The organism is Nocardioides mangrovi, assembly GCF_020073815.1.
Classification (GTDB): Bacteria; Actinomycetota; Actinomycetes; order Propionibacteriales; family Nocardioidaceae; genus Nocardioides; species Nocardioides mangrovi.
Map to the genome: position 1 here is coordinate 23,109 of NZ_JAIQZJ010000015.1, position 12,383 is coordinate 35,491.

Here is a 12,383-nt window from a genome sequence, read left to right on the forward strand (position 1 = left end):
ACCGCCGCCTCGTCATCCCGATCGCGCTGGCGGCCCTGCTCATCATCGTCGTCATCGCCGCGGTGGTCTGATGGCCGAGCCTCTTCTCCGCGAGCTCAACCGTCTCCGCGGGCTGATCCTCGACCCCGAGGTGCTGGTCAAGGCGGTCGCGTCCGGCAAGCAGAAGGGCGAGCAGTCGCGGTGGCGCCGCGCCGAGCTGCGCTACGTCGACCTCAAGGCCGGCCGGCACCTCCAGGTCACGACGTACGACGCGACCCAGGCGTTCACCGCCAACCACGTCGGCGACGACGCGCGGGATGCGGTCGACGCGCTGCTCGACGAGCCGTTCGCCAACTGGAACGTCGACACCGTCACCCAGTCCCACCAGCTCCGCGTCACCAAGAAGCTCGAGGCGGTCGTGCACACGACCGAGCGCGCCGAGCCGGTCGCGGCCGAGCGCAGCCACGACCGCGACAAGGAACGCCTGCTCCCGGAGGGCGACCCGGTCTTCGTCGAGCTCGGCATCTCCGACGCGGACGGGCGCCTGAAGCCGAGCCGCCAGGCGAAGTACCGCCAGGTCGAGGAGTTCCTCCGGCTGCTCGACTCGTCGATCACCGAGGCCATCGACAAGGGCCGGCTGCGCCGGCCGACCGCCGCGGACCCGCTGCGGATCGTCGACCTCGGCTGCGGCAACGCCTACCTGACCTTCGCGGCCCAGCGCTACCTCGCCGGTGTGCGCGGCCTGCCGGTGCGGCTCACCGGCGTGGACGTGAAGGAGCAGTCGCGCGAGCACAACAGCGCGGTCGCCTCCCGGCTCGGCGTCGACGCGGAGTTCGTGGTCGGCACCATCGGCGGGGTCGCCCTCGACCCCGCGCCGGAGGTGGTGCTCGCGCTGCACGCCTGTGACACCGCCACCGACGAGGCGCTCGCGCAGGCCGCCGGCTGGGGCGCGCGGCTCGTGCTCGCCGCGCCGTGCTGCCACCACGACATCGCCGCCCAGCTCCGCAGGGCACCGACGCCCGCGCCGTACGCCATGCTCACCCGCCACGGGATCCTCCGCGAGCGCCTGGCCGACACCCTGACCGATGCGCTGCGGGCGTCGCTGATGCGCCAGCAGGGCTACAAGGTCGACGTCGTGCAGTTCGTCGAGAGCCAGCACACGCCGCGCAACACCATGCTCCGCGCCACCCGCACCGGCGCGCCCGTCCGGGGTGGGTCGGTGCGCAAGGAGTACGACGAGCTCGTGACGACCTGGGGCATCCACCCGAAGCTCGCCGAGCTCCTCGGCGCCTGATGCTCGACCGCCTGCTGGGCGCGGCCGCGGCTCTCGGCTTCCTGGCCGGCGCGGCCTCGGCGCCGGCCGCCGCGCCGTCGGCGGTGGTCTTCTCCTTCCAGGACCAGGCGATCGTCGAGTCGAGCGGCCTCGTGCTCCAGGACGGGCTCTTCCTCACCATCAACGACTCCGGGGACACCGGTCGGGTCTTCGCCGTCGACCGCTCGGGCCGCACGGTCGGCGTGACCTCGTGGGGCGACGCCACGGACGTCGAGGCGGTCGCGCCCGCGGGGGACGGCCGGGTGTGGATCGGCGACATCGGCGACAACACCGGCACGCGCTCGTCGGTGCAGGTCTTCGAGGTCCCGGTCGGGCGCGGCGACCGCACGGTGACGCCGACGACGTACGACCTCACCTATCCCGGTGGTCCGCGCGATGCCGAGACCCTCCTCGTCGCCCCGTCCGGGCGGCTCTACGTCGTCTCCAAGCAGATCTTCGGCGCCGGCCTGTACGTCGCGCCGCGGCAGCTCTCCGCCGACCACCCCAACCGGCTGCGGCGGGTGCCGGACGTGGCGGCGTTCGCGTTCGCGACCGACGGGGCCTTCTTCCCGGACGGGCGGCACTACGTGGTCCGCGGCTACGGCACCGCCACCGTCTACACCTACCCGGGGCACGAGGTGGTCGGCACCTTCGACCTGCCCGCGCAGCGGCAGGGGGAGGGGATCACCGTCGGACCCGACGACACCCTCTACCTGAGCAGCGAGGGCCTGCACAGCAAGGTGCTGTCGATGACCCTGCCGCGACGGATCCAGCGGGCGATCGCGCCTCCGGCTTCGACGCCGTCTGCCACCCCGACGCCGACGCCGACACCGGAGCCGGCGGAGAGCTCGTCGGCCTCGTCGTCGTCGGCGGGCGTGGCCGTCCCGTGGTGGGCGGTCGCGGCGGGTGCCGGCGGGGTCGCGTTTGTGGCGCTGGCGGGGTGGCTACTGCTCCGCCGTGGCTCGACTCCGTAGGACCTCACCCGACCAGCCGGGCTGGACCCGGCGCCGGTCGGGCCGCGGGTTCGTCTACCTCGACGAGCACGGCGACCGGCTCCCCGAGGAGGATGCGCAGCGCGTGCGCGACCTGGTGATCCCGCCCGCGTGGACGGACGTCTGGGTCACCCCGTACCCCCACGGGCACCTGCAGGCCGTCGGCACCGACGACGCCGGACGGCGGCAGTACCTCTACCACCCGGACTGGCGGACCCGGCGGGACGCGGAGAAGTTCGACCGGATGCTGATCTTCGGCAAGGCGCTGACCCGCGCCCGTGAGCTGGTCGTCCTCGACCTCGGCCGGGAGGGCATGCCGCTCGAGCGCGCGTGCGCGGTCGCCGTACGCCTCCTCGACCTCGGGTACTTCCGGATCGGCAACGACGTCTACGCCGACGAGCACGGCTCGTTCGGGTTGACCACGCTCGAGCGGCGTCACGTGCGCCGCCGCCAGGACCACCTGATCTTCACGTTCGTCGGAAAGTCCGGGGTGGAGCACCGGATCGAGATCGACGACGAGGTCGTGATGGCCGCGCTCGACGTGATGCGCAGGCGCCGTGGCGAGGACCTCCGGCTGCTCGCCTACAAGGAGGGCCGGTCGTGGCGCTCCGTCCTGCCCGACCTGGTCAACTCCTACGTGCGCGAGTCGACCGGCATGGAGGCGACGGCCAAGGACTTCCGCACCTGGCACGCCACCGTGCTCGCGGCCGCGGCGCTCGCCGAGACCCCCGAGCCGGGGGAGACGAAGGCGTCGCGCAAGCGGGCCGTGGCGGGCGCGATGAAGGAGGTCGCGTCCTTCCTCGGCAACACCCCGACGCTGGCGCGCTCGTCGTACGTCGACCCGCGGGTGGTCGACGCCTACGAGCAGGGCCGCACGATCAGGCGCGCGACCGCGCGGACCTATGACACGGTGGACGAGCGGCAGGCCGCGCTGGAGCGCGCGACGCTGCGCCTGATCAAGGAGTCCTGATGGAGATCACCGCCGTGCTCGGGGACATCACCGAGCAGCAGGTCGACGCGGTCGTCAACGCCGCCAACCGGGCGATGCGCGGCGGCGGTGGCGTCGACGGCGCCATCCACCGTGCCGGTGGTCTCGCGATCCTGGAGGACTGCGTCCGTCGCTTCCCCTCCGGTCTCGCCACCGGCGACGCCGGCTGGACGACCGCCGGCGACCTCCCCGCACAGTGGGTGATCCACGTGGTCGGGCCCAACCGGCACGCCGGCGAGACCGACCGCTCGCTGCTGCTGTCCTGCTACTCCCGCGCCCTGGAGGTCGCCGACTCGCTCGGCGCCCGCACCGTCGCCTTCCCGCTGGTCTCCGCCGGCGTCTACGGCTGGCCGCTCGAGGACGCGATCGCCGCGCCGCTCGAGGTCTTCCGCTCCGCGTCGACCTCGGTCGACGAGGCCCGGATCGTCGCCTACGACGCGACGGCGTACGACGTGGTGCGCGCGGCCCTCGTGCCCTAGGCGACGAACACGCAGAAGGGGTGGCCCGACGGGTCGCCGAAGACGTAGAGCGGCTCACCCTCCTCGTCGGTGCGGTCGAGCAGGATCGTCGCCCCCAGCGCCTCCGCCCGGCGCCGGGTCTCCTCGAGTGACTCGCGGCTGGTGACGGTGAAGTCGACGTGCAGCTGCATCGGTACCTCGTGCGTCGGCCACGTCGTCGGCGCCAGCTCCGGCACCAGCTGGAAGGCGAGCACGCGGTGCCCGTCCTGGTCGGTGAGCACCAGCCAGTCCTCGCCCTCCTCGGGCGTCTCGTCGCCGGGGCGGTACCGCAGCCCGAGCAGCTCGCGGTAGAACTCCGCGAGCCCGCGGACGTCCGTGGTGTCGATCGCGGTGTGGAGCAGCTGCGGGAACTCGGTCACGCCGCCATCGTGCCCCACGAGTCGCCGCACCGCGGCCAGCCCGGCCGGGCTGCCGGGCCAGTGCCGGTCGAGGGCCCCCGGACCGGCGACGCGGACGACCGACCGCAGCACCAGGGCGATCACGATCGCGTCGTCGGCGTACCCGATCACCGGCAGGAAGTCCGGCACCAGGTCGACCGGCAGCACCAGGTAGCCCAGCAGCAGCCAGAGTCGCCACCGTACGCCGCGCGGCAGCGAACGATCTCCGGCGAGGCGGCCGACCAGGCGCACGACGTCGGGCAGCAGCCGCAGCAGGTCGCTCATGGCGATCCGGTCCGGCCCGCGTCGCGCGGCGACCGCCAGGGCGACCAGCGACGCCAGCCAGACGAGCAGGAGTCCGGCCAGCACGGCGACCACGACCTGCCACCAGGGGTCGGTCATGCGGGCGCCCGCACCCCTCTCGCCTCTCGTACCTGACGAAATGGCTCCGGATCGGCCGGTGCGGCGACCAGTGCGTCAGGTACGACGACGTGGAGCGGCACGCGCCCCAGGGTAAGCGTCAGCGCGCCGGGCGGTACGTCGTCTGCGCGTGCGGGTCCTTGCCGAAGACGATCACCTTGGTGGGCGGCACGACGTACACCCACGGCCGGCTGCCGTCGCCGTCGGTGAAGCCGTCGTCGTCGGCGTCCCAGGCCCAGTCCTCGCCGTACTTGCTCTCCCAGGCGGCGGCGAGGGGCAGCAGCCGCTCGCGGCCGGTGACCCGCTCGGCGACACCCTCGACGACGACGTCGGTGCCGGAGCGCCAGCCGTTGGTGCCGGTGGTGACGGCGACGAGCGGGGAGTGCTGGAGGTTGACGTGCTTCTGCTCGCCGGCGCCGGTGCAGAAGGCGAAGCGGCCGTCGGCCCAGACGCCGACCAGAGGCGTGACGTGCGGTCGGCCGTCGGCGCGCACGGTGGTCAGCCAGTAGAGCTCGGCGGCGTCGAGGAGCGACTCGACGGCCGACCAGGAGGGGGCCGTCGCCGTGGGGTGGCCGAAGCGTTCGTCGATCTGTCCGGTGGTCATGCAGGGGTGGACCGCGGCCGGGGCGGACACTCATCGCCGGCGTCGAGATGGCGACTGCCGGCCGGACCCGTGGGGTCCGGCCGGCAGTCGTGGAGGGAGCGGCGGATCAGCTGCGGCGGAGCCGGAACGCGCCGGCCGCGACGGCCAGCCCGGTCATCACCAGCAGGAGCGCCGGCACCCGGCCGTCCTGCGTCGAGACGCCCGCGGTCGCGGACGCGCCGGCGGTCGCGGACGAGACCGGGGTGACGCCGGCGAGGCCCGCGTCGACGGCCGTCGGCAGCGCCGAGCCGGCCGACGTGACCGCCGATCCGGCGAGCGAGCCGGACGTGCTGCTGGCGCCGGTGCTGACCTCGTGGGTCGCGGACACCCCGGTGCACTGGCCCGGGCGGGCCGGCTTCGTCGTCGTGGTCGTGTGCTTGACCGGCTTGCCCGGGACCCACGTGTTGGTCGCGGCGTCGTAGGTGTACGGCGTCCGCGTGGTCACCGTGGTCGTCACGATCTCGTTGTCGGCGCACACCACGTGCGACGACCGGTGTCGGGTGACCTTGGTGCCCGGCCGCGTCGACCGGTCGACGCAGTCGTGGGCGACCTGCTGCGCGACGGTCCACGGCGTGAAGACGACGTTCGCGATCGTGGGCGTGGTGTCGGTGACGAGGTTCCACGCGTTGGTGGCCGCGTCGAAGACGTAGGTGTCGGTGTACTCGGTGTCGTAGGTCAGCGCCCCCGCGCCGTACGACGTGCCACCGAAGGCGACCTTGCAGCCCGCGAGCGACGAGGAGTCGTCCCGCACGACGTCCGGTGGCGGGGTGCACGCGGTGCCCGGCGGCTGCGCGCCCGGCAGGTCGCTGCACACGTCCGCCGGGGTGCCGCACGGACCGACGATGCCGGAGTCCTCGCCGTGGTAGCTGCCGTCCTGCGCCTCGACGTAGGCCGACCACGTGGTCGTCGAGCCGTCCTGCGGGACGTCGAAGTCCTCGGAGAACGACGCCCCGAACGTCCCGGTCTGGGTGACGCCGTCGATGGTCACGGACCAGCGGTTGGTCATGCCCGCGTCGTACGCCGTGGCGCCGACATGGACGCCGTCGCAGCTCGCGCTGAACTCGGGCGTGTGGGCGCTCGCCGGCGATGCGACCACCGCCCCCAGTCCGACCGCCAGCACGGGCACGGCAAAGGCCGCGATGATCTTCACTCTCGGGTTCCCCCTCAACTAGTTGCGCGCCGCAAGAGGTCCCGAGAGACGGCGTCGCCCCGACGTACCCACGCCGTCGGGGACGATTCACCTGGGTGAAGTGACTCGCCTCACGCGAGGGGCGGCTGGGGCCGGAGGAGGTGCCACTCGCCCTCCGACACGACCTCGACCCGGCCGCCGGTGACCGTGATCGCGGAGTCGTCGTCGAGGACGTACGCCGGACCGCCGACCCCGGCGAGCCACCGCTCGGCGTGCGCGAGCGTGTTCGAGGGGAAGACGCCGAGGTGGGGGTAGATCGAGAAGTCCACGACGCCCAGGGTCCGGTCGTCGGCTGCGCCGGCCCACTCGACGAAGTCGGCGCCGATCCGCGGCGTCATCACCATGCTGCCGGCGCTCACGCCCACCCACACCGTGTCCGTCAGCGACGGGAGCAGGTCGGCGAGGCCGGACGTCCGCAGCCAGTGGGCGAGGTACGTCGCGTCGCCGCCGTCGACCAGCAGGACGTCCGCTTCCCGCACCCACGGCTCCCAGCGCTCACGGTCGATCGTGGGCAGCGCGGTCAGCTCGAGGAGCCCCACGGACCTCCAGCCGAGTCCGGTCATCGGCGCCGAGGAGTCCCCGCTGACGAACCGCCACGCCGACTCGGGTGAGCACATCGGGTGGCCGTACTGCGCCGAGACGATGGCCAGTGCGGTGCACTCCTCGATCGGCCGCGGGAGCAGGCCGGTCAGGGCGGCGTGGATCGAGGCGTTCCGGACCCCGCCGGAGGTCAGCAGCAGCTTCATGTGCCTACCGACCCGGCCGCGCTCAGCGACTCATCGCACCCGCGGGAGCCGGACCACGGCGAGGAGCGCCATGCCCAGCGTGACCAGCAGGACGTGCAGGCCGCCGTCGACGATGCTCGCCGAGGCCAGGGCGCCGGGGGCGAAGACGGCCCAGCGGCGTACCTGGCCGCTCGACGGCGAGCCGGTCGTCGCCCAGGTCGCGAGGTGCTCGCAGTTGTTGCGAACCAGGCTGTAGCCGCGGGCCCCGAGCTTGGACTCGGCGTTGCGGATGATCTGCTCGATCGGGAGGCGGGTGCGGTAGGTCCTCACCCGCACCCGACGACCCCGCGCGAAGCCCTCCAGCGAGGTCCGCTCGACCCGGCGCTCCACCTCGCGGAAGGCGCGCCGGACGCGCGCGAAGTGGATGACGGTGCCGTCACCGCAGTCGATCCCGTGGTGGCTGTAGTGACGACGCCGCACGTAGACGTGGTCACCGCGGGGCATGCCCCAAGAATACGGTCAGAGACGCTCGACGACCCAGTCGATGCAGTGGGTCAGTGCCTCGACGTCGGCGGGGTCGACGGCGGGGTACATCGCGATCCGCAGCTGGTTGCGCCCGAGCTTGCGGTAGGGCTCGGTGTCGACGATCCCGTTGGCGCGCAGCGCGGCCGCGATCGCGTCGGCGTCGATGCCCTCCTCGAAGTCGATGGTGCCGATCACCAGCGAGCGGTGGTCGGGGTCCGCGACGTACGGGAAGGCGTACGGCGACTTCTCCGCCCACGTGTAGAGCGCGTCCGAGGAGGCGGTGGTGCGCTCGACCATCGCGGCCAGCCCGCCGGAGCTGTTCATCCAGTCGAGCTGCTCGGCCATCAGGTAGAGCGTGGCCACGGCGGGGGTGTTGTAGGTCTGGTTCTTCAGCGAGTTGTCGATCGCGGTCGGCAGGTCGAAGAACGCCGGGACGTGCCGGCCGGACGCCGCGATCGTGGCGGCGCGCTCGAGCGCGGCGGGGGAGAAGACGGCGATCCAGAGCCCCCCGTCGGAGGCGAAGCACTTCTGCGGCGCGAAGTAGTAGACGTCGCTCTCCCGGACGTCGACCGGCAGGCCGCCCGCACCCGACGTGGCGTCGATGAGCACCAGCTGGTCGGCCGTCGCGCCCGGGGGACGCACCACGGGGGCCATCACCGCCGTCGACGTCTCGTTCTGCGCCCAGGCGTAGACGTCGACGCCCTCCTCGGCCACCGCCACCGGACGCGAGCCCGGCTCGGACGCGATCACCGACGGCTCGGCCAGCCACGGCGCCGCGCTGGCGGCCTTGGCGAACTTCGAGGAGAACTCCCCGAAGGTGAGGTGCTGCGAGCGCTCCGCGATCAGGCCGTACGTCGCGATGTCCCAGAAGGCGGTCGCGCCGCCGTTGCCGATCACCACCTCGTAGCCGTCGGGCAGCGAGAAGAGGTCGGCGAGGCCCGACCGGACGCGCCCGACCAGGGCGCGCACCGGCGCCTGGCGGTGCGAGGTCCCCATCAGCGAGGCGCCCGTGGCCGCCAGCGACTCCAGGTGGGAGACCTGGATCTTCGACGGTCCGGCGCCGAAGCGGCCGTCGGCGGGGAGGAGGTCGCGAGGGATCTCGAGCGCGTCGGTCATGAAAGCCTTCCGGGATGGGTAAGCGGTGCCCATTCTCGCACCGCCGAGGCACCGACCCACGGAGGAGTCCACGATGCCCACGACCCCGAACGCTCCCGTTCCCGTCCCCGGCTTCGCCCGTCAGGCGCAGTACCGCACCGCGTTCCGCGTGCTCGGTGCCGTGGTCCTGGTCGTCGGCGTCATCACCTTCGTCTACGGCATCACGTCGGTCTTCGGGAGCGACGAGCCGGATGGCTTCCAGATCGTCTGCTTCCTCGGTGGCCTGCTCGTCATCGGCGTCGGCCTGATGCTCCTCCAGTGGGGCTTCCTCGGCGCCGCCGCCCGCTACGGCGCCGGCGAGACCATGCCCGTGGTGAAGGACTCGGCCACGTATCTTTCGGACGGTGAGGGAATCCTCGGCGTCGGGCGCACGGCCGGACCCTTCTGCAGCAAGTGCGGCGTCCGCAACGACTCCGACGCCAAGTTCTGCGACTCCTGCGGGGCCGCGCTCCACTGACCTGCGGATCGTGCGGGTCGGCTACGGCCACCCCGACGCGCTGCGGCTGATCGACGAGGTCCAGCAGGAGTACGTCCTGCGCTACGGCGGCCCCGACGAGACCCCGCTCGACCCGCTGATGTTCGAGCCGCCCGCGGGCAGCTTCTACGTCGGCTACCTGGAGGGGCGGCGGACGGTCGCGACCGGCGCGTGGCGGCGTACCGACGTCCTCGCCCTCGGCGGCACCACCGCGGTCGAGGTCAAGCGCATGTACGTCGCGCCGGCGGCCCGCGGCCGGGGCGCGGCCCGGGTGATGCTCGCCCACCTCGAGGACGCCGCTGCGGAGTCGGGCGCCGACGTGGTCGTGCTCGAGACCGGCCTCGCGCAGCCCGAGGCGATCGGGCTCTACGAGTCCAGCGGCTACCAGCCGATCCCCGCCTTCGGCTTCTACAGGGACGCGCCGCTCTCGCGCTGCTACGCCAAGCGCGTGCGCCGCCCGACGACGGCGTAGCGCTCGTCGGAGATCCGCTTGCCCCAGAGCTCGGCGTCGGGCAGCGGCCGCAGCCGCGCCTCGAGCCCGGCGCTCTCGACCAGCGTGATCGTCTGCGCCGCGGTGAGCCCGGCGCCGGTCGACCAGCTGCCCTCGACCAGCACCAGCCGGCCGTCGGGCGCGAGGAGCTCCACCCACCGCTCGAGCACGGTGCCGGGATCGGGCAGCGCCCACAGCACGTGGCGGCACAGCGCGACGTCGAAGGAGCCGCGCGGCAGATCGGGGTCGGCGGCGTCGCCGACCCGGAAGGAGGTGTCGGGGAAGGTGCCGGCCTTCGCCTGGGCGCGGCGCACCATCTCGGGTGCGAAGTCGAGGCCGTCCACGGCGTACCCGTCCTCGGCGAGCAGCAGCGACAGCGACCCCGTGCCGCAGCCGAGGTCGGCGACCCGCGCCGGGGCCGGCGGCAGCAGCGAGGTCAGCAGGGTCCGCCACGCCTCCCGCACCCGCGGGCTGTGCAGCCCGTGGTCGGGCTCCGCGTCGAACGACGCCGCCTCGGCGTCCCACCCTGAGCTGTCCGGCGCGTTGTCCATGTCCCGACCCTAGGCTGGCCCCGTGCTGCTGCCGCCGAAGGTCGCCCACGGCGTCGCCGACGGATCGGTGACGCTGGCCTTCCGGCGCTGGCGGGAGCCGGACGTGAAGGTGGGCTCGGAGTTCCGGACCGTCGCGGGAGTCGTGCGGGTCGAGGCTGTCGAGGTCGTCGACGAGCGGGCGATCACGGACGCGGACGCGGTCGCCGCGGGATGGCCCGACGCCGAGCGGCTGCGGCGCCAGCTGGCCAAGGTCGACGGCGTGCCGACGACGTACCGGGTCACCCTCGGGTGGGCCGGGCCGGACCCCCGGGTCGCGCTGCGGGAGTCGGCCGACCTCACCCCCGAGGACGTCGCCGCGATCGACGCGCGGCTCGAGCGGCTGGACCGGGCGAGCAGCCACGGACCGTGGACGATGGCCACCCTCGACGTGATCCGGCGCCGACCGCACACCCGGGCGCCGGACCTCGCGGCCGAGATGGGCCGCGCGCGCGACCCCTTCAAGATCGACGTGCGCAAGCTGAAGAACCTCGGCCTGACCCGCAGCTTCGAGGTCGGCTACGAGGTCTCGCCCCGCGGCCGGAGATATCTCGAACTCACCACGCGCGGACTGGTCTAGACCTATCGTTGTCGATCGTGCGTCTCGCGATCCTGACCCTGCTCGTGCTCCTCGGCTGCGGCATCTGTGCCCCGGTCCAGGCGGCTCCCGCCCCGATCGAGGACTACGCGTCGTACGCCGCGCCGACGAAGTGCCACCCGAAGCCTCGCGCCGGCACCGTCTACCTGGCGCGCTGGGTGACCCGGCGGTTCGGCGGCGGCATCGTGAGCGAGGGTCGGGCCTGCACCAAGAAGGACGGCCCCACCTCCGAGCACCAGACGGGCCAGGCCTTCGACTGGGGCAACGACGTGAACCGGCGCGCCGACCGCCGCCGGGTCAAGGACCTGATGAAGCTGCTCTTCGCCACCGACTGGCACGGCAACACCGACGCCGTCGCCCGCCGGATGGGCGTGATGTACGTGATCTGGGACGACGAGATCTACTCCGCCTGGAACGGCTTCCGGCCCGAGCGCTACCTCAACTCCGCCTGCAAGAGCCGCAAGAAGTGCTCGCAGACCCTCCGCCACCGCGACCACCTCCACGTCTCCCTCGACCTGCCCGGCGCCCGCGGCCGCACCAGCTGGTTCGACGGCCGCCTCTAGCCCGTGCTGCTCCCCGCTGGTTGAGGTGCGAGGAGCGTCAGCGACGAGCCTCGAAACCCGGTGGGCCGGGAGTCGGCGTCCGGGGAAGGGTGTGAGCGTGTGCGGGTGCCGGCCTACTCGCGCCGGTGGAAGGCGACCGACCCTGTCGGGCCGCGGCTCAAGCCGTACGCGCTGTCGTGGGCACGCATGTGGTGCCAGTGGCACAGTCCGATGGCGTTGGCGAGGTCGGTGCGGCCACCCTTGGCCCATTCCCGGATGTGGTGGGCGTGCAGGCCGGTCGTCCGGTCGCACCCCTCGGTCGCGCACTGGCCGTGCTGGCGCAGGGTGATCGCGATCCGTTGGGCCTGGGAGTGGAGCCGTTGTTCGCGGCCGAGATCGAGGACCTCGGACTTGCCGTTCATCACGACGGGCAGGATCCCCGCTTCACACGCCAGCTGCCGGGCCAACGCGGGTGAGATGCGGTCGCCGGTGTCGAGGATGGTCCCGGCCTGCTCGAGCCGTCCCATCAGGGAGTCTTCGCTGATGGTGACGAGGAGGGTGGCGTTGAGGCCGCCGAGCTTGGGGAGCTTGTTCTTCGGGAACCGCATCAGGAGCTCGTAGAACGCCTGCCCCTGAGCCTCGGGACCCGTGCTGCTGGCGGCGAGGTGGCCGTTGCCGGCGCCTTTGGTGGCGTTCTGGTGCTTGGCGGCCATGACCGCGGCGAGGATCTTCCGCAACGCGGCGCCGCCGAGGTGGGGCATCTTGAACGACCCATAGGTGGAGCCGTCGCCGTCGTCCCAGACCTTGAGGTACATCGACCGGGCGGCGGCTTGTTCTTGGCGTTCGAGGATCTCGGCCTCGTGGGCGT

General features: G+C 72.9%; 16 protein-coding genes. 8 read left to right on the plus strand and 8 right to left on the minus strand.

The genetic code is table 11. The annotated features are described in order from the left end of the window. Positions 1–70 precede the first annotated feature (70 nt). Genes K8U61_RS20465 through K8U61_RS20480 form a run of 4 tightly spaced genes read left to right on the plus strand, consistent with a single transcriptional unit; the run spans position 71 to position 3,750 of the window. Positions 71–1,273: a class I SAM-dependent methyltransferase gene (locus K8U61_RS20465; RefSeq protein ID WP_224124916.1), complete on the plus strand. Its 1,203-nt coding sequence runs from the start codon at positions 71–73 to the stop codon at positions 1,271–1,273. Next, positions 1,273–2,265, plus strand: a complete 993-nt coding sequence (locus K8U61_RS20470; protein WP_224124917.1) for a hypothetical protein — start codon at positions 1,273–1,275, stop codon at positions 2,263–2,265. The genes K8U61_RS20465 and K8U61_RS20470 overlap by 1 nt, the downstream gene beginning before the upstream one ends. Beyond that, entirely contained in the window at positions 2,249–3,253 is a 1,005-nt protein-coding gene (locus K8U61_RS20475) for a DNA topoisomerase IB (RefSeq protein WP_224124918.1), read from the plus strand. The genes K8U61_RS20470 and K8U61_RS20475 overlap by 17 nt, the downstream gene beginning before the upstream one ends. Next, positions 3,250–3,750 carry a macro domain-containing protein gene (locus K8U61_RS20480; protein ID WP_224124931.1) on the plus strand — a complete coding sequence of 167 codons (501 nt, stop codon included), beginning with the start codon at positions 3,250–3,252 and terminating at the stop codon, positions 3,748–3,750. The genes K8U61_RS20475 and K8U61_RS20480 overlap by 4 nt, the downstream gene beginning before the upstream one ends. Here the strand turns inward: K8U61_RS20480 and K8U61_RS20485 are convergent. The 6 genes from K8U61_RS20485 to serC form a co-directional block, all read right to left on the minus strand. Then, on the minus strand, positions 3,747–4,568 hold the full coding sequence (locus K8U61_RS20485; protein WP_224124919.1) for a VOC family protein: 822 nt from the start codon (positions 4,566–4,568) through the stop codon (positions 3,747–3,749). The two genes, K8U61_RS20480 and K8U61_RS20485, sit on opposite strands and share 4 nt — an antisense overlap. 118 nt (positions 4,569–4,686) lie before the next feature. Next, on the minus strand, positions 4,687–5,190 hold the full coding sequence (locus K8U61_RS20490; RefSeq protein WP_224124920.1) for a pyridoxamine 5'-phosphate oxidase family protein: 504 nt from the start codon (positions 5,188–5,190) through the stop codon (positions 4,687–4,689). Between the two features lie 106 nt (positions 5,191–5,296). Further along, positions 5,297–6,379, minus strand: a complete 1,083-nt coding sequence (locus K8U61_RS20495) for a hypothetical protein (protein ID WP_224124921.1) — start codon at positions 6,377–6,379, stop codon at positions 5,297–5,299. Positions 6,380–6,489: 110 nt separating this feature from the next. After that, positions 6,490–7,164, minus strand: a complete 675-nt coding sequence (locus K8U61_RS20500) for a Type 1 glutamine amidotransferase-like domain-containing protein (RefSeq protein WP_224124922.1) — start codon at positions 7,162–7,164, stop codon at positions 6,490–6,492. Positions 7,165–7,194: 30 nt separating this feature from the next. Further along, positions 7,195–7,647, minus strand: a complete 453-nt coding sequence (locus tag K8U61_RS20505) for a lecithin retinol acyltransferase family protein (RefSeq protein ID WP_224124923.1) — start codon at positions 7,645–7,647, stop codon at positions 7,195–7,197. Positions 7,648–7,662: 15 nt separating this feature from the next. After that, positions 7,663–8,784 (minus strand): phosphoserine transaminase, encoded by a 1,122-nt coding sequence (gene serC / locus K8U61_RS20510; protein ID WP_224124924.1) that lies wholly within the window; start codon positions 8,782–8,784, stop codon positions 7,663–7,665. A gap of 73 nt (positions 8,785–8,857) precedes the next feature. On the opposite strand from serC, the gene K8U61_RS20515 reads away from it, so the two are divergent. After that, a complete protein-coding gene (locus K8U61_RS20515) occupies positions 8,858–9,280 on the plus strand; it encodes a zinc-ribbon domain-containing protein (RefSeq protein WP_224124925.1) in 423 nt (140 codons plus the stop codon). A 10-nt stretch (positions 9,281–9,290) separates the two neighbouring features. Beyond that, entirely contained in the window at positions 9,291–9,770 is a 480-nt protein-coding gene (locus K8U61_RS20520; protein ID WP_224124926.1) for a GNAT family N-acetyltransferase, read from the plus strand. Here the strand turns inward: K8U61_RS20520 and K8U61_RS20525 are convergent. Then, complete coding sequence (locus tag K8U61_RS20525) at positions 9,734–10,339, minus strand: class I SAM-dependent methyltransferase (RefSeq protein WP_224124927.1); 606 nt, start codon at positions 10,337–10,339, stop codon at positions 9,734–9,736. The genes K8U61_RS20520 and K8U61_RS20525 overlap by 37 nt on opposite strands. A gap of 22 nt (positions 10,340–10,361) precedes the next feature. On the opposite strand from K8U61_RS20525, the gene K8U61_RS20530 reads away from it, so the two are divergent. Next, positions 10,362–10,955 (plus strand): hypothetical protein, encoded by a 594-nt coding sequence (locus K8U61_RS20530; protein ID WP_224124928.1) that lies wholly within the window; start codon positions 10,362–10,364, stop codon positions 10,953–10,955. A gap of 17 nt (positions 10,956–10,972) precedes the next feature. Further along, the gene (locus tag K8U61_RS20535) at positions 10,973–11,536 is read left to right on the plus strand and encodes a VldE C-terminal domain-containing protein (RefSeq protein WP_224124929.1); all 564 of its coding nucleotides are present in this window, start codon (positions 10,973–10,975) and stop codon (positions 11,534–11,536) included. Between the two features lie 113 nt (positions 11,537–11,649). Here K8U61_RS20535 and K8U61_RS20540 read toward each other — a convergent pair. Then, positions 11,650–12,383, minus strand: a 734-nt coding sequence (locus K8U61_RS20540; RefSeq protein ID WP_224124930.1) for an HNH endonuclease, incomplete at its 5' end; no start/stop codon positions are given.